This window comes from Azospirillum sp. TSH100 (assembly GCF_004923295.1).
Taxonomy (GTDB): Bacteria; Pseudomonadota; Alphaproteobacteria; order Azospirillales; family Azospirillaceae; genus Azospirillum.
This window is the reverse complement of sequence record NZ_CP039636.1, coordinates 664,204-683,312: the sequence shown is the minus strand read 5'-3', so window position 1 is coordinate 683,312 and position 19,109 is coordinate 664,204. Positions and strand designations below refer to the sequence as shown.

The window sequence follows — 19,109 nt, the reverse complement described above, 5'->3', positions numbered from 1 at the left end:
GGTCACGGCCCATCCCACGGCCCATCCCACGGCCCATCCAATGATGAGGATACGGCGCCATGCGCAATTCCGCCTATTCGAAAGCCCTGAATGCCTACGCCGTCGCCAACAGCGCGGTGCCGCCGCTGATGGCGGTGGTGCGGCTGTACGAGCGGGCGATGACCCATCTGTATGCCGCCCGCGATGCCGCCGCGGAACACCGGTTCGAAGCGCACCACAATGCAATCCGAAATGCGATCATGGTGTTCGCGGGCCTTGATTCCATTCTGGTTTTCGACAAAAATGAGGATGTCGCCCTGACGCTTCGCCGGTTCTACCACCGGCTGATCGCGCAGGCCGGCGCCGCCGCAAGCCGGAGGGATCCGGTGGCGGCCTGTGACTCGCTCATCCGCCAGACGTCCTTCATGCTGAAGACCTGGCAGGCCATCGCCGCAGAACGCAGCGGGCCGTCCACTGTCGTCGGTGCCACGGCCAAAGGGCCGCATGCATCCGTCGTCGGGAGAACGATGGATCATGCAAATGGCGGACTCTCGGGCGGACTCTCGGCTTGATCTTCCGCGGGAAGATTCCTGCGTCGGACGCTCCATGTCCGGGGATCTGATCCGGGGGCGTGCCTCCGGCGTCATCACTCCGGCGGACGAGGACAGCGACGAGACGCTGATGGCGCAAATCCGCTCCGGCAGCCAGACGGCCTACCGGCGGCTGGTCCATCGCCATCTGAAACGCACCTACGCGCTGGCCCGCCGCCTGACCGGCAACGAGGCGGAGGCCGAGGATGTCGTGCAGGACGCCTTCCTCCAGGTCTGGCAGCGGCGCACCCAGTGGAGCGACGACGGCGGCGCCCGCTTCACCACGTGGCTCTATCGCGTGGTGCTGAACCGCTGCATCGACCACAAGCGCCGGCCGGTCGGCCAGGATCTGGAAGCGGTGGACGAGCCGTCGGACAATGCGCCCGACGCGGTCAGCACCATCCATCGCCGGCAGGTCGCCGCGCGTCTGTCCGATGCCCAGACCAAGCTGACGCCGCAGCAGCGCGCCGCGGTGACGCTGTTTTATTACGAAAATTTAAGCAATTCCGACATCGCCAGCGTTATGCAAATCAGCGTCGGTGCGGTAGAGTCCCTATTGAAGCGTGCGCGCCAGCAGCTCAGACTATTGTTGCGCGCAAGTGCGCAGGCGGCCAGGGATTCATTCGATGACGGATGAGGAGTTTCGCGATCGGCTCGATCGCTACGGAGGCGACCTCGCCCTCTGGCCATCCGATGTGGCCAGGGATGCGCGGCGCCTTCTTCTGCGCTCGGTCAAGGCGCAGGCAATGCTGGACGAGATGGTGTCGATGGAGTTGGCGCTTTGCCAGCCGGAAGACCGTCCAGCGCCTGATCTTGCCGACCGCATCTTCGCCGCGGCTTTCCGCCTGCCGCCGTCCGATCGCGGCTTTGACGAAGATGGTGATCAGCCACCCCGGCTGATGTGAACGCAGCTGACGCAACGGTTTCCCCGCCGCGTCAGCGCCGCGCCACCCGCAGCAGCTCTACGGCAATGCGCTCCAGCGCTTGCTCCAGACCCTGGCCGACCAGCGGCTGGAAGAGGCGCATCGACGGGTACCAGGGCCGGCCGGCGGTGCCGAGCTGCGTCCAATCCCGGTGGCCGAAGCGCCAGACCGGCACGCCCAGCGCGCCAGCCAGTTCCGCCACCGAATTAGCCGGCGCGATGACGAGGTCGAGGGCGGAGACCAGCGCCGCTGTCTCCTCGAAATCGTCGCGCAGGTCCAGCCCGGTCCAGCCATAGATTGGCTGTCCGAATTGCCGTTCCGCCGCCAGGATTTCGCGCTGGCACTCGTCATATTGCAAATTAACGAAGGTGACGCCGGGCACGGCGAAGACAGGACCCCAGGCGTCCAGCGGCAGATAGGCGTTGCGGCGGTCGGCGGTCATCAGTTGGCTGCGCCAGCTGATGCCGACGCGCAGGTCGTCGCCGGCACTGTCCAGCCGTTCCCGCCAGTCGGCGATGCGGCTGCCGTCGGCGAACAGCCAGCAGGACCGCGTCGGAAAGGCCGACAGCCGTTCCCGCAACAGACGCGGAACCGACCCGGCCGGAATGTGAAAGTCGCAATCGACCGTCTCGGCGTCCATCAGACCGCAGGACGGCTGTTCGGCACGCACGGTCGCCTTGGGGAAGGAACGGGCGAACAGCGACACCAGCCGGCGCTCGCATTCGATCACCACCTGCCCGGCCATCTTGATCAGGTCCGGATAGCATGAGGCGAACAGGAACTCGTCTCCCACCCCCTGCTCGCGCCAGATGAACAGGCGTTTGCCGTCCAGCGGCTCGCCCTTCCATTCGGGAATTGTGAAACGCCGTTCCGGACGGACCCGCCCGGCCTTGAAACGGAAGGCATAGTCGGCCCAGCCGGCGGTCAGCGCCCCGCGCTCCAACGACAGCAAGCCGCGATTGAAACGGGCCAGCGCATGGCTCGGCGCGGCGGCGACGGCACGCTCGAACCAGCGGCCGGCATTGGTGCGGCCCTGCCGCTGCTCCGCCAGCCCCAAAGAGCAGAGCGGGTCGGCCAGGGACGGCGCCAGCGCCAGCGCTCTACGGCAGGCGACATCGGCCTCGACGGGGTTCTGGGCGCCGTTCAGCGCATAGGCCAGCACGGCATGCAACGGCGCATGACCGGGCATCAGGCGGATGGCGCGGCGCACCTGCACGATCGCTGGCGCGAAGGCCTCGCGGTCGGACAGGTCGCCACCGAGATTGCCCAGCGCATCGGCGAAGGCCGGGTTCAGCGCCAGCGCGCGTTTCCAGCAGGCCTCCGCCTCCTCACGCCGTGCCTGGGCCTTGCAGGCATTGCCGAGATTGTTCCAGGCCTCAGCCTGACGCGGGTCGCGGGCGATGGCACGGCGCTGCCAGCGCTCCGCGAGGCCATAGTCCCCAAGCGCGGATTCCGCCAACCCGAGATTGACGAGCGCCGGCACATGGCCGGGGTCGAGCGCCAACGCGCTGCGAAACCGCTCGCGCGCCTCCGCATGACGGCCGAGGGCATGCAGCAGCAGGCCCAGGTTGTTGCGGGTTTCGGCATGACCGGGCTGACGGCGCAGGGCCTCGATATAAGCGCCTTCCGCCTCGGCCAGTCGGCCAGCCCCCTGGAGCGCGGCCCCCAGATTGGCCCAGACCGATGCGTTGTCTGCGCCCAGCCCGATGGCCTCGCGATAGACGATGGCAGCCTCGGCCACCGCGCCCCAGCGGCGCAGCGCATTGGCCAGCGCGATGCGGGTTCCACCATCCTGTGGCCGCAGCTTGACCGCCAGCCGGTAGCAGCCGATCGCCGCAGCAGCCTGCCGCAGTTCCTCCAGCGCATGCCCCATGCCGAGCCGCGGTTCGGCAGCCCCCGGCACCAGACGCGCCGCGGCCCGGTAGCAGCGCAGCGCCACCACCGGGCGCGCCTGCCGGCCGGCGATGGAGCCCAGGAGACACAGCACGTCGGCATCGTCGGGATTGATCGCAAGAGCACGGCGGGCGCTGGCAAGCGCCACGGTCACCTGCCCCTCCTCCATCAAAGCCTGCCCCAGCGCCAGATGATAGGAGCCGACCAGCGCGTTGGACCTTGCGGCGGTGTCGAACAGCCGGGTCGCGTCGGTCCGCCGCCCGCTTTCATAGGCGATATGGCCCAGCAGGTGGGCGGCATCGCCATGCGTCGGGTCGATCCGCAGGATCTCGCGATAGAACCGCTCCGCCCGCTCCGTCTGTCCGGCATTGTGATGCTGGACCGCAAGACGCAGAAGTCCTTCGGTACGCCGTGTCGCGTTCCCGTCCATGGTCGTGGCCGTTCCGTCAAATGAACTGGTCGGCGGCATCCGGGGGCATCCGGAACCGCGTCTGTTCCTTGTTACGGCGCCGTCATGGAACTCCTGCGCGTGCCTGCCACTTTTCCGCTGCCACCCCAGCTTTCAGGAAGTCAGACAGGACTCAGGCGAACGAGGTGTGGGAAGAGACCCAAAGAACCCGCGCATCATCATCGCCGGCCGAGACACAGGCATGCCCCATCGTGCTGTCGAAGTAGCAGGAATCGCCCCTGGACAGGGTGAAGGGGGTATAGAAATCGGTGTGGACCGTCACCTCGCCTTCCAGCACATAGATGAACTCCTCGCCGTCATGCCGGGGAAGCTCGTTGAATTCCTGAGTGCTGCGCGCCTTGATCGTCGCCACAAGCGGGACGAAGCGCTTGTTCGGCAGGTCTGCGTTCACCGCTTCGTACCGATATTGGTCGGTCTCATACACCACGCCGCTGCCGGCCTTGGTGATGCTGCGGCGCCCAAGCGGTGTCGGCTTCGGAACCTGTCCGAACAATTCCCCCACCTCCACACCCAGGCCGGACGCCAGGGCGGCGATCTTTTCGTAAGTGGGCGAGAGTTGCCCGTTCTCGATCTTCGACAGGGTCGATACCGAAACGCCGGACCGCTCGCTCAACTGCTGAAGGGTGAGCCGCGCCGCTGTCCGAAGGCGTTTCATCGTCGACGCAAGCATGCTCTTTCCCCGATTTGAAACCGCCTGAACCAGCCGGCCGACACATTATGGCCGAGGATTTTCTTATACGAAAATTTTGTAGCGTATAATCCAATCCAGCGATAGCGTGATGCGAACCACGCCCCTTGGGAAGGAGAGCATCGCCTTGACCACAGCCGCCCTGTCCATGCTGTCTCCTGCGCAAACCGCCGAACTGCTGCCCTTCGCCCCGCTGTGCGACGCCGTCGCCGACGCGGCCCGTGATTACGCCACCGGGCGCATCCACAGCCCGGAACGGCAGGTCCTGCCGCTTGCGCAGAAGGGCGTCCTGCTGTCCATGCCGGCGACCGCCACGGACATCGGCATTCACAAGCTGGTCAATGTCTGCCCGGCCAACGGGGCTCTCGGACTGCCGACCATCCATGGCGTGGTCGCGGCCTATGATGGTGCCACAGGTGCGCCTCTGGTGATCCTGGACGGGCCGACGGTCACTGGCCGACGCACCGCCGCGGTGTCGATGCTGGCGATCCGCAAGCTCGCCCGCCGCCCGCCGCAGCGGGTCGCCCTGATCGGCACCGGCACGCAGGCCGCCTATCATGTCGAGGCGTTGGCGGTGCTCCATCCCGGGATCCGGGTCGACGTGCATGGCCGGTCCGATGCGTCCGCCCAGTCCTTCTGCCGCAACTCCGCTATCGTCGGCATCGACCTGCGTCCGGCGTCCGGGGCAGTCGATCCGGCGGCGGACGTGGTGATCACCCTGACCACCAGCCTCGTACCCGTCTATGACGAGGCGCCGCGGTCCGACCGTCTGCTGATCGGCGTCGGCGCCTTCAAGCCGGAGATGGCCGAATATGGCCCCGCCTCCATCCATGGCAGCGACGTCTTCATCGACGATCCGGCCGGAGCGCGGCATGAGGCCGGTGACCTGATCCAGGCCGGCTTCGACTGGGCGACCGGGCGGTCGCTGGCCGACGCGCTTGACGGCAACGGCATGACCGACCGGCCCCGCCTGTTCAAGAGCGTCGGCTGCGCGGCCTGGGACCTCGCCGCGGCCCGGTGCGCGCTGACAAGTCGCACTCCGGCGTGAGACGCTGGTTCTATTTCTCGCCGATGAAGGCGCAGTGGGGAAAGGTCTGGAAGTCGTAGCGGTGGATGCGCAGGTCCGGTCGATGGCGGCCGAACCAGTCCAGCACGGCCAGATGGGCGGTCTGGTCGAGCATCCATCGCGGGCGCCCATCCAGCAGGAAGTGGCCGATATAGGCTGCCAGCGTCTCAAGATAATGGCCGGCGAGCGGCGTGTCGTTGTAATAGACGAAGCAGACGGTGATCTCGCGGAACGGTCCACGCCGGCGCCGGTCATGCAGGACGCCAAGATCGAAGCCGGCCATGTCACCGGCCAGCATCCGCAGGTCGCTGCGGGTGGTGGCGTCCAGATCGACCAGGATCAGCGGCCGTACGAGATGCCGGTGCCATTGCTGGACGCGGATGAACCGCGCGCAGGCGTAATAGGTGACGCGCTGCGGCTGGGACCATCCGGTCATGTCCGGCTGCTCGGCCGACAGGCCGATCGACAGCGGATAGAGCCGCCGCCATTCCCCCAGCATGCCCAGAAGCGACGGCGTCGGCGCCACCACATTCAGCACGATGGACGCCCCCGGACTTGACTGGCAGATGGAGCGGAGAAGGTCCGGCGCGAAACGGCGGACATACTGCTCGTCGCCGCTCACCATGATGACGGGATCGCTTCCCTCCGGCAGATCCGCCAGGATGGTCATCTCCGGCAGCCTGGCGATGACGCTGTCCAGCGACGGCAGCGTCTCGAAGAACGCATCGTCGGCCCGCAGCATCGACCAGGACCCGAGTTCGCCGGCGCCGTCCAGCTCCGTATCGGTGAAGCGGGAGGCGAATCTCATCTGCAGCTTCGACGCGAGAGTCAGGCGCCCGCGGCGATAGACCAGATAGCCCACCAGCGATGCCGCCAGGGCATCCTTGGGATCGCTGCGCAGGCGCCGCCAAGCCGCCCGCGCCGCCCATGAAAGCCGCCGATCATCAAGCGCGCCCAGCTGGAACAGGTCGAGCGCCAGCGCAAGCCACAGGCGCAGACTGCCCGGCTCGTCGAGATGGATCGTCTGGACCCGACGCAGATGATCGAACGCCTTCACCGCCAGATCGAGGTCGAGCGTCATGGCCTTTCCCGGCGTCCAGTCCAGCAGGCCGCTGCGGTACTGAAGCAGCCGGGCGAGGGCGTCGTGCCCGCGCACCGACTGCGGATCGAGCGCCACGGCGCGGCGGGCGGCGTCCTCCAGCCGGCCTGCTTCCTTCCGGCGCAGGACCTCCAGATTGTTCCGCGCCTGCTTGTGGTCGGGTACCGTCGCCAGGATGCGCTGGTACCAGATGGCCGCCTCCAACGGCGATCCGGCACCGGCCGGCGGCGGGGCGGCCAGGAGGTTGGCAAGATTGTAGGCCCCCGCCCCATGCGACGGCGCCAGCGCCAGCGCCCGCCGGCAGGCCCGTTCGGCCTCATCCAGCCGGCCGGCGCCGCGCAGCAGGCTGGCATAATTGGCCCACTGGTCCGGACTGTCCGTCTGTGCCTCCACCACCCGGCGGAAATGGCCGGCGGCCTCGGCCGGGCGTCGGGTTTGCATCAGCAGAAGGCTCAGCATCTGCAGCGCCTGGAGATGTCCGCGAGCGTCGGCGGGAGTGTCCGCAAGATAGGCGCGGTATCCCTCCTCCGCCTGCGGCAGGTCACCCTGTTGATGACTGCGGATGATCTGAGCGAGATCCATACCCATCGTCAAACCGTTGTCTCCGCCGTCAATTGCGCGAAGCCTGACACGGCCCGCACCCTCCGGTCCATCATCCAGCGGCACCAAACGGCAATCCGCCGCGCCGGACCTGCCGTATTCCCCCCTCTCACTTGCGCGGGCGCAGGAAGAACAGCATGGCAAGGCCGGACAGCAGGATCGACAGCATCACCCACCAGAAGGCATGAGGCGAGACATGGTCCTCGATGCCGCCGACACCCGGTACGCCCACGACATTCATGCCGAAGATGCCTGAGATCAGCGTCATCGGTGCGAAGATGACGGTCACCACCGCCAGCACATGCAGGCTGTGGTTCTGTTGGTCGGCGACGCGAGCCAGAAGCTCGTCCTGAAGAACCTTGGCGCGGTCCTGCAATGCCTCGATGTCGTAGAGCACTCCGGCGAATTTCTCGACCGAATGGCCGAGGCGGGCGCGGTCGTCGTCGTCGATCCAGGGCACCCCGCTGGTCGCGAGCCGTGCCAGGGCCGCCCGCTGCGGCGAGACATGGCGGCGCAGCCTGACGATCAGCTGACGCAGCTGGCCCAGCCTCTGCCGGGCGAGCTGGTAGCGCTCGGCCAGCACGGTATCCTCCACCTTGTCCAGGTCGGCTTCGGCACGCGTCACCACCTCGCCCAGCGTGTCGGCCAGCATATCGATCAACTCCGCCATCAGGGCGGCGGTGCTGCCGTAGCAGCCCTGGTCGTGCAGGGACTTGCGCAACCGGTCGATAGCCTTCAGCGGATGGCGCCGGCAGCTGACGATGCGGCGTTCGTCCATGAACAGGCGCAGGGTGCCGATGTCCGCCGGCTCGAACTTGAAATCGTAATGCATATCGCTCAACACGGCGAGGAAACCGTCGTCGAACGGCTCCAGCCGCGTCCGATCGTCGTTGGCGTCCAGCAGGATCTCGCGCGCAAACTCGTCGAGCCCGCTCTTGCGGTCCAGCCAGTCGCGCGCCCGGGCGGAAGCGAGGTTGAAATGCAGCCACAATACACCGCCGGTGCGCTGTTCCGCCGCGTCGATCTCCTCGAAGAACACCGGTGTCGGCGGCGCGTCGGGAGTTAGGAAATAGCCGCAGATCAGGTCGGTTCCGGTGTCGAGCTTGATTGGGCCTGCCATACCCGGCGAACCTTCCGTTGCCTGTTCTCCGGCGGGATGCCGGCCAGCGGCCAGGATACGCCGGCGGATGTACGGTGCAACCTCGTCCTCGGGATTCTGGGCAATTGCAACAAGACCGTCTTCAAACCGTCATCACCCTGTCGCGCGTTTTGCGGCATCAACGCGCGGGCGACAACCAATCGAACGCCGATAGTCTTACAGGGGCAGACCGTGAGGACCGAGACCGCCGCCGGCGCCCACGACATGGACGCCCATGATTTTGCCCGCCGCATCTCCGACCCTGTCGGCCAAAGCCGTTTTGATTCTCAGCATCCGGTCATCCGCCAATCGACCGAGGCGGACGTGCCGGCGATGCTGGAGATTTACGGCTACCACATCCAGCGCGGCCTCGGCCCCTTCGACATCGAGCCGCTGCACCCGGAAGAGCTGAAGCGCCGCCGCAAGGCGATGCTGAAGCGCCGGCTGCCGCATCTCGTCGCCGATCTCGACGGCGCCATTGCCGGCTACGCCTATGCGGCACCGTTCCGCAAGCGCCCGGCCTACCGCTACACGGTCGAACACTCGATCTACGTCCACAAGGATTTCCAGGGCCGCGGGATCGGCCGCCGGTTGCTGTTTGAACTGGTCGATGCCTGCACCGCCGCCGGCTGCCGGCAGATGGTCGCCGTGGTCGACAGCGCCAACACCCCGTCGCTGCGCCTGCACGAGTCCTGCGGCTTCAATCAGGCCGGCGTACTGCGCTCGGTCGGCTTCAAGTTCGGGCGCTGGACCGACAGCGTCTTCCTCCAGCGCGCGCTCGGCCCCGCCGACGACGAACTTCCCGACGACCATCGCGGCGGCATCGTTCTCGCCGGCGACTGACTGTTTTCCATCCCCCCGGAGCTCCCCCATGGATTTCTTTCGACGCTTCTCCTTCCTCGTCTGCGCACCGGCTTTCGACGCCGACGAGCTGGAGGGCGTGCGCGTGCAGCAGATCGTCGCCGAGGTCGAACGGATCGGCTTCGAGGTGGTGCGGACGCGCCGGGTGGAGGATGCCGAACTGGCGATCCGCACCGACGCCGCCATCGGCTGCATGATCGTCGATTGGGGCAAGCGCGGGCTGGAGGGCAAGCCGGCCTCGCTTATCGCGCTGGCGCGCAAGCGCGGGCTGGAGATGCCGATCATCCTGCTGGTACGCCGCCAGCGGCTGGAGAACATCCCGGTCGACGTGCTGAACCAGGTCGACGGCTACGTTTTCCTGGCCGAGGAAACGCCCGAGTTCATCGCCAAGAACCTCGTCTCCCGCCTCAAACAGTATGCCGAGACGCTGAAGACGCCCTTCTTCGGCGAGCTGGTCGATTATGCCGAGGAAGGCAACCAGCTGTGGACCTGCCCCGGCCACAATGGCGGCATCTTCTACAGCCGCAGCCCGATCGGCCGCATCTTCGTCGAGCATCTGGGCGAGGCGGTGTTCCGCGACGACATCGACAATTCGGTGCTGGAGATGGGCGACCTGCTGGTCCATGAGGGGCCGGCCCTGAAGGCCCAGAAGGAGGCGGCGAAGATCTTCGGCGCCGAGCGCACCTATTTCGTGCTGAACGGCACCTCGGCCTCCAACAAGATCGTGCTGTCGGCGCTGGTGGCGGAGGACGACCTCGTCCTGTTCGACCGCAACAACCACAAGGCTGCCCATCACGGCAGCCTGTTCCTTGGCGGCGGCATCCCTATCTTTCTGGAAACCGACCGCAACCCATATGGCCTGATCGGCCCGATCGACCATGAGGCGCTGGACGAGGAGCGCATCCGCGAGAAAATCCGCAACAACCCGCTGGTCAGGGATCCGAACGCCTGGAAGCGCGAGCGGCCCTTCCGTGCCGCGGTGATCCAGCAATGCAGCTACGACGGCACCATCTACAGCGCCGAGACCATCCTGGCCAAGATCGGCCATCTCTGCGACTATATCCTGTTCGACGAGGCTTGGGCCGGCTTCCTGAAGTTCCACCCGCTGTTCAAGGGCCGCTTCGCCATGGGGCTGGACGGCCTGCATGACGGCCATCCCGGCATCATCGCCACCCAATCGACCCACAAGCAACTCGCCAGCTTCTCCCAGGCCTCGCAGATCCACGTGAAGGACAGCCACATCAAGGGCCAGCGCCGCCGGGTCGAGCATCGCCGCTTCAACGAGACCTTCCTGCTGCACGCCTCGACCTCACCCTTCTACCCGCTGTTCGCCTCGCTCGACGTTGGCGCGCAAATGATGAAGGGCAAGTCCGGAGAGGTGCTGTGGGATGACACCATCCGGCTGGGCATTGAGCTGCGCAAGAAGCTGCGCGCCATCCGCCGCGAATTCGAGGAGCGCGAAAGCGACCCGGCGCGCCGCTGGTTCTTCGACCCCTTCGTGCCCGACCGGGTCGAGGTCGGCGGCACCACGATGGCGTGGGAGGACGTGCCGACCGACGCGCTGGCCTCCGACGTGCGGCATTGGGAATTCGCGCCGGGTGCCGACTGGCACGGCTTCCGCCATGTGGCGTCAGGCTATGCGATGACCGACCCCAACAAGCTGACCCTGCTCACCCCCGGCTTCGACCGCCACACCGGGGCCTATGAGGACCACGGCATCCCGGCGCCGGTGGTGGCGCAGTATCTGCGCGAGAACCGCATCGTTCCCGAAAAGAACGATCTGAACTCGATCCTCTTCCTGCTGACGCCTGGCGTGGAATCGAGCAAGGCCGGTACGCTGCTCAGCGCACTGGTGGCGTTCAAGCGGCTGCACGACGACAATGCGCTGCTGGAGGACGTGATCCCGGAATTCGTCGCCCGCCGCCCGGCCCGCTACACCGGCCGCCGGCTGCGCGACCTGTGCGCGGAGATGCACGCCTATTACCGGGAGCGCGGCACCAACGACCTGCAACGCCGCATGTTCCGGCCGGACCATCTGCCGACCATGGTGATGCCGCCGCGCGAAGCGACGCGGCATCTGGTGCGCAACGACGTGGACTATCTGCCGATCGACCGCATCGCCGGGCGGATCGCCACCACTCTGTGGGTCGTCTATCCGCCGGGTATCGCCACCATCGTCCCCGGCGAACGGCTGGACGAACGGGCCCGACCGATGATCGAGTATCTCCAGGTCTTCCAGGAAGGCGCCAACCGTTTCCCCGGCTTCGACAACGAGATCCAGGGCCTCTATCGCGAGACGGAGCCCGACGGATCGGTGCGCTTCTACACCTACGTCGTGCGGGAACCGGGTACGGACTGAACCGCGCCACAGTCCGCCTCAATGGGGCCGGCCGCCTGACATGGCGGCCGGCTGCTTTGCCTATGCAGTTTGCTTCAAAGCGGAGGATCCGCATCTGGTTGGATAATGACTCCAGCAACGCAACAAAATGGCTTGCGCGGCAAACAATCGGCTGTTGATATATTAGCTGGGACGGCCAGCTGAGAAACGGCATGCCTCCCAGGCGCCCCGAACAACCGGGGTGCCCAACAATCGGGAGGAACGCCAATGTTGACCCGCACTCGTCGCGCGGCGTTGGGGCTCGCCGTGCTGATGTCCTTGCCGTTCGCCGGTCTGTTCGCCGATCCATCGACGGCCCAGGCCCAGACCAAGCTGAAATGGGCGCATGTCTACGAGACGTCGGAGCCCTTCCACACACAGTCGGTCTGGGCGGCGCAGGAGATCGCGAAACGGACCGGCGGCCGGTATCAGATCGACGTGTTCCCCGCCTCGCAGCTCGGCAAGGAGGCGGACATCAACCAGGGCCTGACACTCGGCACCGTCGACATGATCATCTCGGGCTCCAGCTTCGCGGCGCGCAGCTATCCGCCGATCGGCGTCACCTACTATCCCTACATTTTCCGCGATCCGCAGCATCTGCTGGCCTATGCGAAGAGCGACGTCTTCAAAAATCTCGCCAAGGGGTACGAGGAGAAGACCGGCAACCACATCGTCGCCCTGACCTATTACGGCATGCGCCACACCACCTCCAACAAGCCGATCCAGACCTGCACGGACATGAAGGGGTTGAAAATCCGCGTGCCCGATGCGCCGGCCTATCTGGCGATGCCCAAGGCCTGCGGCGCCAACCCGACGCCGATCGCCTTCGCCGAGGTCTATCTCGCCCTGCAAAACGGCACGGTGGATGCCCAGGAGAACCCGCTGACCACAATCGAAGCCAAGAAGTTCTTCGAGGTTCAGAAGCAGATCGTCCTTACCGGCCACATCATTGACAGCCTGAACACCATCATTTCCAAGAGCCTGTGGGCCAAGCTGTCACCGGAGGACCGCCAGATTTTCACCGAGGTGACGCAGGAGGCGGCGGCCCGCTCCACAACGGAGATCCAGGCGAAAGAGAAGGAGTTGGTCGAGTTCTTCCGGCTGAAGGGCCTGACCGTCACCGAGGTCGACAAGGCGGTCTTCAAGGATGCGGTGATGAAGGCGGTGACACCTGAAAGTGCCGGCTACCGCAAGTCGGATTGGGAGGCGATCCAGGCGCTTCAGTGACCGCGCCTCCTGCCATCCCACACCCCAGAGGGGCCCCATGACGAGCTACGCAAAGCAGCCGGTTCCGCATGGGGCCGGCCTCCAACAGTCGCCCGCCGAAGAGCACCACAGTCAAATCACGCCGGAGGAGCTCGCCCATTCCTTCGTCGACAATTCTCCCCCAGCGGACCTGTCCCACTACGCCATCGAGGACTGGGCCACCGTCGCCCTGTTCTGGCTGATGGCGGGAGCGGTCTTCCTGCAATTCTTCACCCGCTACGTAATGAACGACTCGCTGAACTGGACGGAGGAGATCGCCTCCTATTGTCTGGTGGCGCTGGTTTTCGTCGGGTCGGCGATGTGCGTGCGGCTGTCGCGCCATATCCAGGTGGACATCCTCTACCGCTTCCTGCCGGACGGGCCGGCGCGGTTGCTTTCCACCCTGGTGGACGTGATCCGCACCGCCTTCTTCATCTATCTGGTCCAACTGATGTGGCGGCTGATCGAGGTGGTCGGCGACGAGCCTATGGTCACCATCCAGCTGTCCAAAGGCATCCTCTACTATGCAGTGCTCGCCGGCTGCGTCCTGATGGCGGTGCGGTCACTTCAGGTGACGATCGTGAACTGGCGCCGCGGCTATTCGGTGCTGGAGAAGCCGGAAGCCTTCGACGGAACGGGAGTGTAAGCGGATGTGGATCCTGATCGGTTCCTTCCTCGGCCTGATGCTCCTGGGATTGCCGGTGGCGGTCGCCATGGCGGCGGCTTCCCTGGTCTACATCCTGGTCAGTGGCTCGGTGCCCGACCTTGTGCTCGCCCAGCGGATGATTGCGGGCGCCGAGAGTTTCCCGCTGCTGGCCGTTCCCTTCTTCATCCTCGCCGGCAATCTGATGAACATCGCCGGGGTGACGGGCCGCATCTACAACTTCGCCATCGCGCTGGTCGGCTGGATGCGCGGCGGCCTGGGGCAGGTGAACATCATCGGATCGGTGATCTTCTCGGGCATGTCCGGCACCGCCATCGCCGATGCCGCCGGTCTCGGCACCATCGAGATCAAGGCGATGAAGGACCATGGCTATTCGACGGAATTCTCGGTCGGCGTGACGGCGGCCTCCGCCACGCTGGGACCGATCATTCCACCGTCGCTGCCCTTCGTGATCTACGGGATGATGGCGAACGTCTCGATCGGTGCGCTGTTCCTGGCGGGCGTCATCCCCGGCGTGCTGATGACGGTCTTCATGATGGCCACCGTCGCCGTCCATGCCCGGCGCAACCAGTGGGGCGCCGACATGGTCTTCGACTGGCGCCGGCTGGGCGCCGCGTCGGTCGAGATCGTCGTGGTGCTGTGCTTCCCACTGGCGGTGTGGTTGATGACGCTGGCAGGCGTCTCGGTCAACTGGGCGATCGCCATTGCCCTCCTGGTGCTGCTGGCGGCGGACTGGCACTTCGACTTCTCCGCCGTCATGGCGCTGATGACCCCGGTGATCCTGATCGGCGGCATGACGCTGGGCTGGTTCACCCCGACCGAGGCGGCGGTCGCGGCGGTGCTGTGGTCGCTGTTCCTCGGGCTTGTCCGCTACCGCTCGATGACGCTGCGGTCGCTGGCCAAGGCGACACTCGACACCGTGGAGACCACGGCCTCGGTGCTGTTCATCGTCACCGCGGCATCGATCTTCGCCTGGCTGCTGACCGCCAGCCAGGCGGCGCAGATCATGTCGGACACCATCCTCGGCTTCACCGACAACAAATGGGTCTTCCTGCTGCTGGCGAATTTGCTGATCCTGTTCGTCGGCTGCTTCATCGACACCATCGCCGCGATCACCATCCTGGTGCCGATCCTGCTGCCGATCGTCCTGAAGCTGGGGATAGATCCGCTGCATTTCGGTCTGGTCATGGTGTTGAACCTGATGATCGGGCTTCTGCACCCACCGTTGGGCATGGTGCTGTTCGTGCTGGCGCGCGTGGCGAAGCTGTCGGTGGAGCGAACCACCATGGCGATCCTGCCCTGGCTGGTTCCCCTCTTCGCCGCCCTGATCGCCATCACCTATGTGCCGGAGATCACGCTCTGGCTGCCGAGGGCGATGGGGCTCGGCAGATAGAAGGGCTTCCCCCGACGCTGCCGAACGAACCGGCGGCGTTGCACCACAGGGGTAAGGGTTTGCGGGTTTCGTTCAAAAAACCCGCGCCCATTCGTCGACACGGCCGCAACGGCTTCCGGCACCCTACCTGGACTTTTCCGCCCACGACGCATTCGGTGGGCCAGGCAGGCGAAGGGAAAATGGGTGGCCATGGCGGCAGTTTGTCGGCAGACAGCGACAGTGGCGGCAGCCGCTTCACCTCCATTCTGCCCGTCGCAGCGGACGGAATGGTCACCTCAGCCTGACCCGGACGGGACCGGACCGCCCCGGCATTCGCTTGCCGGGCTGGACCGACGGTCGCATGGGATCCGACAGGTTTCTGTCAGGAGCGCCGGCTTAGCATGCTTGCGAAAGCGACGCCATCGCTCGCGAAGGAGGTTGGATCATGGCAAGTTCTGATTTGATGCTCGGTACTGTGGATCTCTTCGAAAGGGCCGTAGAAGTCTGGGGAACACCGGAACGCGCCCGGGAATGGCTGCAATGCCAGGAAAAGGAACTCGACGCCAAGCCGGCTGAACTGGCCAGAACCGCCGAAGGATTTGTCCAGGTCCTGCATTGCCTGCGCCGGATCGAGTGTGACGAGCGCGTTTGACCCTCGGGCACCGATGGTTTCGATATGGTCGCTTCGCCAGCCATCGGTGTGATCGCTTCGCCGACCATGGTCGGACCGGTAACGGCTGATGACAGGCTGACGACAGCACTCCGCGCTATATTGGCGTTGTTGTCAGCAGTGGGCGATGGAAGCCGGTTGCCTTCGCATCGCCCATAGAGCGCCGCCTGTGCGGCCGGAGGCGAGCGGTCATGCGTATCCTGGTGGTGGAAGATACCGAAGATCTCGCCGACGCAATCATCCAGCGGATGCGGAAACATGGCTACGCCATCGACTGGGCCGCCGACGGCTATCAGGCGGAGGAACTGCTGGCGACCGAGCGTTACCAACTGATCATTCTCGACCTGATGCTGCCCGGACCGGATGGCCAGACGCTGCTGCGCCGATTGCGGCGGAAGGGCGACGACACGCCGGTGCTGGTGGTCACGGCCCGCTCCCGCGTCGACACCAAGGTGGACGCGCTCGATCTCGGCGCTGACGATTACGTCGTCAAGCCATTCGATTTTCGCGAACTGGAGGCACGCTGCCGTGCCTTGCTGCGCCGCCATCACGGAATCGCGACCTCCGAGCAGGTCTTCGGCAATCTCAGCTTCGACACCTCCACCAAGAAGGTCGTCATTGCCGGCCAACCGGTGGATCTGAGTGCACGCGAATTCCGCCTTCTGGAGCTTTTCCTGTCGAGCCTGAACAAGGTGATGGCCAAGGACACGCTGATCGACCGGCTCTGCAGTCTGGACCAGCCGGTCGCGCCGAATGCCATCGAGCTTTATGTCTCCCGACTGCGCAGGAAGCTGGAAGGGGCGTCCGTCGTGATCCGCACGGTGCATGGGCAGGGCTACGTCGCGGAACAGAAAGATGGCGACTGACCGGCCCACGCCCGACGGAACGACCGCCGGCTCCCTGCAAAGGCGGCTGATGGTCCGGCTGGTCATCGTGCTTGCGCTGGTGGCCGCCGGGCTGTTCCTGCTGATCCGCATGGACGCCAAGCGCGCCGCCGATGGCGCCTTCGACCAGCTGCTGCTGGCTTCGGCACTCTCGATCGTCGACGCGGTGCGGGTCGAGGACAATGCTCTGCTTGTCGACCTGCCCTATTCATCGCTCAGCATTCTCGCTATGGCGCAGCGTGACCGCGCCTTCTACAAGGTGCTGGATGCGGAGGGGAACGTCATCATCGGATACGGTGACCTGCCGGGGCCGCCCAGACGCGATGACAACGCCGACTTCTTCGACGCCGTCTATCACGACGAGCCGGTGCGTATCGTGGCACTCGGCCACCTCATCGTGCAGGCCCGCCGGGCCAACTGGGTGACCATCGTCGTCGCCCAGACCCGGGAGGAACGTGACCGGCTGGCCCGCGGCTTCTTCATCAACTCGTTTCTGCCGATGATGCTGATGATGCTGGTCAGCATCGGACTGGTGTGGTTCGGCGTCCGTCAGGCGCTGGCGCCTCTGGGCTTCCTGGAACGGCTGATCCGGGCGCGGCGGCCAAGCGACTTCAGCCCTATCGAGGTGCCGGCGCCGGCGGAGGTCCGCCAACTGCTGGGCGCCATCAATACCCTGATGGCCCGCCTGCACGGCAATCTGGAATCGACCAAGACCTTTCTCGCCGATATGGCGCATCAGATCCGCACGCCGCTCGCGGCACTGCGCTCCCAATCGGAACTGGCGTCGGAAGAGAACGACCCGGAGCGGCTGCACCGCATCGTCGCCCGCATCCATCGCAACGCCGTCGAGGCGAGCGAACTGACCACCCAGCTGCTCAGCCACGCCATGGTCGTCCATCGCAGCGAGGCCCTGCATCCCGAATTCGTCGATCTGACCCTGCTGGTACGGCGGGTGGTCCAGCGCGCCGCCGCCATTGCCGAGGACACGACGCTGCGCATCGAGCAGGATGGAACCGACCATGTCGGCGTCTGCGGCGACTCCGTCATCCTGCGCGAAGCACTGGTGAACCTCGTCGACAATGCGATCAAATATGGCGGCGGTGCCGGCGCCGTGGAGGTCCGGCTGTGCGCCGCCACCGCGGAACATGGGCCGCTGGTGGAGGTTGCCGACCGCGGCCCCGGTGTCCCGGACGCCGAGAAGCCGACGGTGCTCAGCCGCTTCGGCCGGGGCAGTTCGGCGGCCGGAACGGTCGGCAGCGGCCTTGGCCTCGCCATCGTCGCCGCCGTCGCCGACGGACACGGCGCGGCCTTCTCCCTGCTCGACCGTCCCGGCGGCGGCCTGATCGCCCGCATCGCCTTCCCGCGCGACCATCAGTGTGAAACCTGCCAATTGCCTCCATCGGACGACGGGTCGGAGAACCGGCACCGGGCCGCACCGGAACGGCTCTGGCTGCCGCTGGCCCTCCTCGCACTGTCGACGATCCTGCTCTGGCCGGGGGAGAGTGCGGCCAAACGCATCAGCTATCCCGCGCAGGGTACGCAGGCAGCCGTCCTCGCCATCGCCTCGACCACCGATCAGGCGGCGATGGAGGGGCTGATCCTCGATTTCCAGGCCCACCACCCCGGCATCCGTGTCGAATACGACGAGGTGACCTCGGTTGAGCTGTATGACAGCGTCGTCCACCCGAAAGACCGGTTGCCCGACCTCATCATCAGCTCTTCGGCCGACCTCCAGGTCAAGCTGGTCAATGACGGCTACACGCAGCGGCATCTCTCGGAGGCGACGGCGGATCTGCCGCGCTGGGCGAATTGGCGCGACGAGGCCTTCAGCTTCGCCCAGGAACCTGCGGTTATCGTCTACAACCGCGATCTTGTGCCACCATCCGACGTGCCGCGCACGCGCGACGATCTGATCCACCTGATCCGCGACAGGGAAGCCGTCTATGACGGCCGCGTCGCCACCTATGACATCGTCCAGAGCGGCATCGGCTATCTGCTCGCCTCCCAGGATTCGGTGCTGAACAGCCAGTTCTGGCAACTGGTCGACGCCCTGGCCGACCGGCACGTCCACCAGTTCTGCTGCACCGGGGAGATGCTCGACGCCATCGCCCGCGGCGACCAGCTGATCGGCTACAATCTGCTGGGATCCTACGCGCGGGCGCGGCAACTCGCCGGTGCCCCCATCGGGATCGTGCTGCCCAGCGACTATACGCTGGTCACCGCCCGGGTGGCCTCCATTCCGAGGGGAGCCGCCGCCGCCGGACTGGCCGGGCTGTTCATCGACTATCTGCTGTCGCAGGAGGGGCAGACGCAGATTGCCCGAAGCACCCCCTTCTATGCGATCTCGCCGGCGGTCGACGGCCCCTTCTCGGTGGCGCATCTGCTGGCGGAACTCAATGGTCCGCTTCAGCACACCACCTTGGGACCCGGCCTGCTCGTTTTCCTCGACGAGACCAAGCGCGCCCGCTTCCTGCGCCAGTGGCAAATGATTACCAACCGCTACTGACAGGCTTCCGACAGTTATCGCTCCTATAAAGCCAAGACTTCGTCACCAGTCGCGAAGAAGGCGATGAAAGCCTTCCGTGCCGGGC

Annotated in this window: 16 protein-coding genes; 12 read left to right on the top strand and 4 right to left on the bottom strand. The window is 65.9% G+C overall.

Going from position 1 to position 19,109, the window contains the following annotated elements; translation table 11 throughout:
* Positions 1-59: 59 nt before the first annotated feature.
* From fliS to E6C72_RS20595, 3 genes are read left to right on the top strand one after another with little or no spacing between them, the layout of a single operon-like run.
* On the top strand, positions 60-551 hold the full coding sequence (gene fliS / locus E6C72_RS20605) for a flagellar export chaperone FliS (RefSeq protein ID WP_109087025.1): 492 nt from the start codon (positions 60-62) through the stop codon (positions 549-551).
* A gap of 34 nt (positions 552-585) precedes the next feature.
* Positions 586-1,206, top strand: a complete 621-nt coding sequence (locus tag E6C72_RS20600; RefSeq protein WP_247875838.1) for an RNA polymerase sigma factor — start codon at positions 586-588, stop codon at positions 1,204-1,206.
* On the top strand, positions 1,196-1,474 hold the full coding sequence (locus E6C72_RS20595; RefSeq protein ID WP_109087023.1) for a hypothetical protein: 279 nt from the start codon (positions 1,196-1,198) through the stop codon (positions 1,472-1,474). Before E6C72_RS20600 ends, E6C72_RS20595 begins: the two co-directional genes overlap by 11 nt.
* Before the next feature lie 31 nt (positions 1,475-1,505).
* On the opposite strand, the gene E6C72_RS20590 is transcribed toward E6C72_RS20595, so the two are convergent.
* Together E6C72_RS20590 and E6C72_RS20585 are read right to left on the bottom strand one after the other, a co-directional pair.
* Complete coding sequence (locus tag E6C72_RS20590) at positions 1,506-3,815, bottom strand: tetratricopeptide repeat protein (RefSeq protein ID WP_109087022.1); 2,310 nt, start codon at positions 3,813-3,815, stop codon at positions 1,506-1,508.
* Positions 3,816-3,966: 151 nt separating this feature from the next.
* Entirely contained in the window at positions 3,967-4,524 is a 558-nt protein-coding gene (locus E6C72_RS20585) for a helix-turn-helix domain-containing protein (protein ID WP_109087021.1), read from the bottom strand.
* Between the two features lie 145 nt (positions 4,525-4,669).
* Between E6C72_RS20585 and lhpI the strand changes: the two genes are divergently transcribed.
* On the top strand, positions 4,670-5,590 hold the full coding sequence (gene lhpI, locus E6C72_RS20580) for a bifunctional Delta(1)-pyrroline-2-carboxylate/Delta(1)-piperideine-2-carboxylate reductase (protein WP_247875837.1): 921 nt from the start codon (positions 4,670-4,672) through the stop codon (positions 5,588-5,590).
* A 10-nt stretch (positions 5,591-5,600) separates the two neighbouring features.
* Here the strand turns inward: lhpI and E6C72_RS20575 are convergent, their stop codons facing one another.
* Together E6C72_RS20575 and E6C72_RS20570 are read right to left on the bottom strand one after the other, a co-directional pair.
* Positions 5,601-7,295 carry a tetratricopeptide repeat protein gene (locus tag E6C72_RS20575; protein WP_109087020.1) on the bottom strand — a complete coding sequence of 565 codons (1,695 nt, stop codon included), beginning with the start codon at positions 7,293-7,295 and terminating at the stop codon, positions 5,601-5,603.
* A gap of 121 nt (positions 7,296-7,416) precedes the next feature.
* Positions 7,417-8,427: a CorA family divalent cation transporter gene (locus E6C72_RS20570; RefSeq protein WP_109087019.1), complete on the bottom strand. Its 1,011-nt coding sequence runs from the start codon at positions 8,425-8,427 to the stop codon at positions 7,417-7,419.
* Positions 8,428-8,637: 210 nt separating this feature from the next.
* On the opposite strand from E6C72_RS20570, the gene E6C72_RS20565 reads away from it, so the two are divergent.
* The 8 genes from E6C72_RS20565 to E6C72_RS20530 all read left to right on the top strand — a co-directional run bounded on the left by E6C72_RS20565 (position 8,638) and on the right by E6C72_RS20530 (position 19,024).
* Positions 8,638-9,288, top strand: a complete 651-nt coding sequence (locus E6C72_RS20565; protein ID WP_282183297.1) for a GNAT family N-acetyltransferase — start codon at positions 8,638-8,640, stop codon at positions 9,286-9,288.
* Positions 9,289-9,316: 28 nt separating this feature from the next.
* Positions 9,317-11,665: an Orn/Lys/Arg decarboxylase N-terminal domain-containing protein gene (locus E6C72_RS20560; protein ID WP_109087017.1), complete on the top strand. Its 2,349-nt coding sequence runs from the start codon at positions 9,317-9,319 to the stop codon at positions 11,663-11,665.
* Positions 11,666-11,911: 246 nt separating this feature from the next.
* A complete protein-coding gene (locus tag E6C72_RS20555) occupies positions 11,912-12,910 on the top strand; it encodes a sialic acid TRAP transporter substrate-binding protein SiaP (protein WP_109087016.1) in 999 nt (332 codons plus the stop codon).
* Positions 12,911-12,947: 37 nt separating this feature from the next.
* Positions 12,948-13,574 (top strand): TRAP transporter small permease, encoded by a 627-nt coding sequence (locus E6C72_RS20550; protein WP_109087015.1) that lies wholly within the window; start codon positions 12,948-12,950, stop codon positions 13,572-13,574.
* Positions 13,575-13,578: 4 nt separating this feature from the next.
* Positions 13,579-14,985 (top strand): TRAP transporter large permease, encoded by a 1,407-nt coding sequence (locus E6C72_RS20545; protein ID WP_109087014.1) that lies wholly within the window; start codon positions 13,579-13,581, stop codon positions 14,983-14,985.
* A gap of 424 nt (positions 14,986-15,409) precedes the next feature.
* Positions 15,410-15,616: an MbcA/ParS/Xre antitoxin family protein gene (locus tag E6C72_RS20540; protein ID WP_109087013.1), complete on the top strand. Its 207-nt coding sequence runs from the start codon at positions 15,410-15,412 to the stop codon at positions 15,614-15,616.
* 209 nt (positions 15,617-15,825) lie between these two features.
* Positions 15,826-16,500 (top strand): response regulator transcription factor, encoded by a 675-nt coding sequence (locus E6C72_RS20535; RefSeq protein ID WP_109087012.1) that lies wholly within the window; start codon positions 15,826-15,828, stop codon positions 16,498-16,500.
* On the top strand, positions 16,490-19,024 hold the full coding sequence (locus E6C72_RS20530; protein WP_109087011.1) for an extracellular solute-binding protein: 2,535 nt from the start codon (positions 16,490-16,492) through the stop codon (positions 19,022-19,024). The genes E6C72_RS20535 and E6C72_RS20530 overlap by 11 nt, the downstream gene beginning before the upstream one ends.
* Positions 19,025-19,109: the final 85 nt, after the last annotated feature.

What these genes read in the sequence shown, in the direction of transcription:
- E6C72_RS20590 (WP_109087022.1), bottom strand. Translation starts at nt 3,815, where the DNA reads ATGGACGGGAACGCGACACGGCGTACCGAAGGACTTCTGCGTCTTGCG.
- E6C72_RS20545 (WP_109087014.1), top strand. Translation starts at nt 13,579, where the DNA reads ATGTGGATCCTGATCGGTTCCTTCCTCGGCCTGATGCTCCTGGGATTG.
- E6C72_RS20575 (WP_109087020.1), bottom strand. Translation starts at nt 7,295, where the DNA reads ATGGGTATGGATCTCGCTCAGATCATCCGCAGTCATCAACAGGGTGAC.
- E6C72_RS20600 (WP_247875838.1), top strand. Translation starts at nt 586, where the DNA reads ATGTCCGGGGATCTGATCCGGGGGCGTGCCTCCGGCGTCATCACTCCG.
- E6C72_RS20595 (WP_109087023.1), top strand. Translation starts at nt 1,196, where the DNA reads ATGACGGATGAGGAGTTTCGCGATCGGCTCGATCGCTACGGAGGCGAC.
- fliS (WP_109087025.1), top strand. Translation starts at nt 60, where the DNA reads ATGCGCAATTCCGCCTATTCGAAAGCCCTGAATGCCTACGCCGTCGCC.
- E6C72_RS20530 (WP_109087011.1), top strand. Translation starts at nt 16,490, where the DNA reads ATGGCGACTGACCGGCCCACGCCCGACGGAACGACCGCCGGCTCCCTG.
- E6C72_RS20585 (WP_109087021.1), bottom strand. Translation starts at nt 4,524, where the DNA reads ATGCTTGCGTCGACGATGAAACGCCTTCGGACAGCGGCGCGGCTCACC.
- E6C72_RS20555 (WP_109087016.1), top strand. Translation starts at nt 11,912, where the DNA reads ATGTTGACCCGCACTCGTCGCGCGGCGTTGGGGCTCGCCGTGCTGATG.
- E6C72_RS20570 (WP_109087019.1), bottom strand. Translation starts at nt 8,427, where the DNA reads ATGGCAGGCCCAATCAAGCTCGACACCGGAACCGACCTGATCTGCGGC.
- E6C72_RS20560 (WP_109087017.1), top strand. Translation starts at nt 9,317, where the DNA reads ATGGATTTCTTTCGACGCTTCTCCTTCCTCGTCTGCGCACCGGCTTTC.
- E6C72_RS20550 (WP_109087015.1), top strand. Translation starts at nt 12,948, where the DNA reads ATGACGAGCTACGCAAAGCAGCCGGTTCCGCATGGGGCCGGCCTCCAA.
- E6C72_RS20535 (WP_109087012.1), top strand. Translation starts at nt 15,826, where the DNA reads ATGCGTATCCTGGTGGTGGAAGATACCGAAGATCTCGCCGACGCAATC.
- E6C72_RS20540 (WP_109087013.1), top strand. Translation starts at nt 15,410, where the DNA reads ATGGCAAGTTCTGATTTGATGCTCGGTACTGTGGATCTCTTCGAAAGG.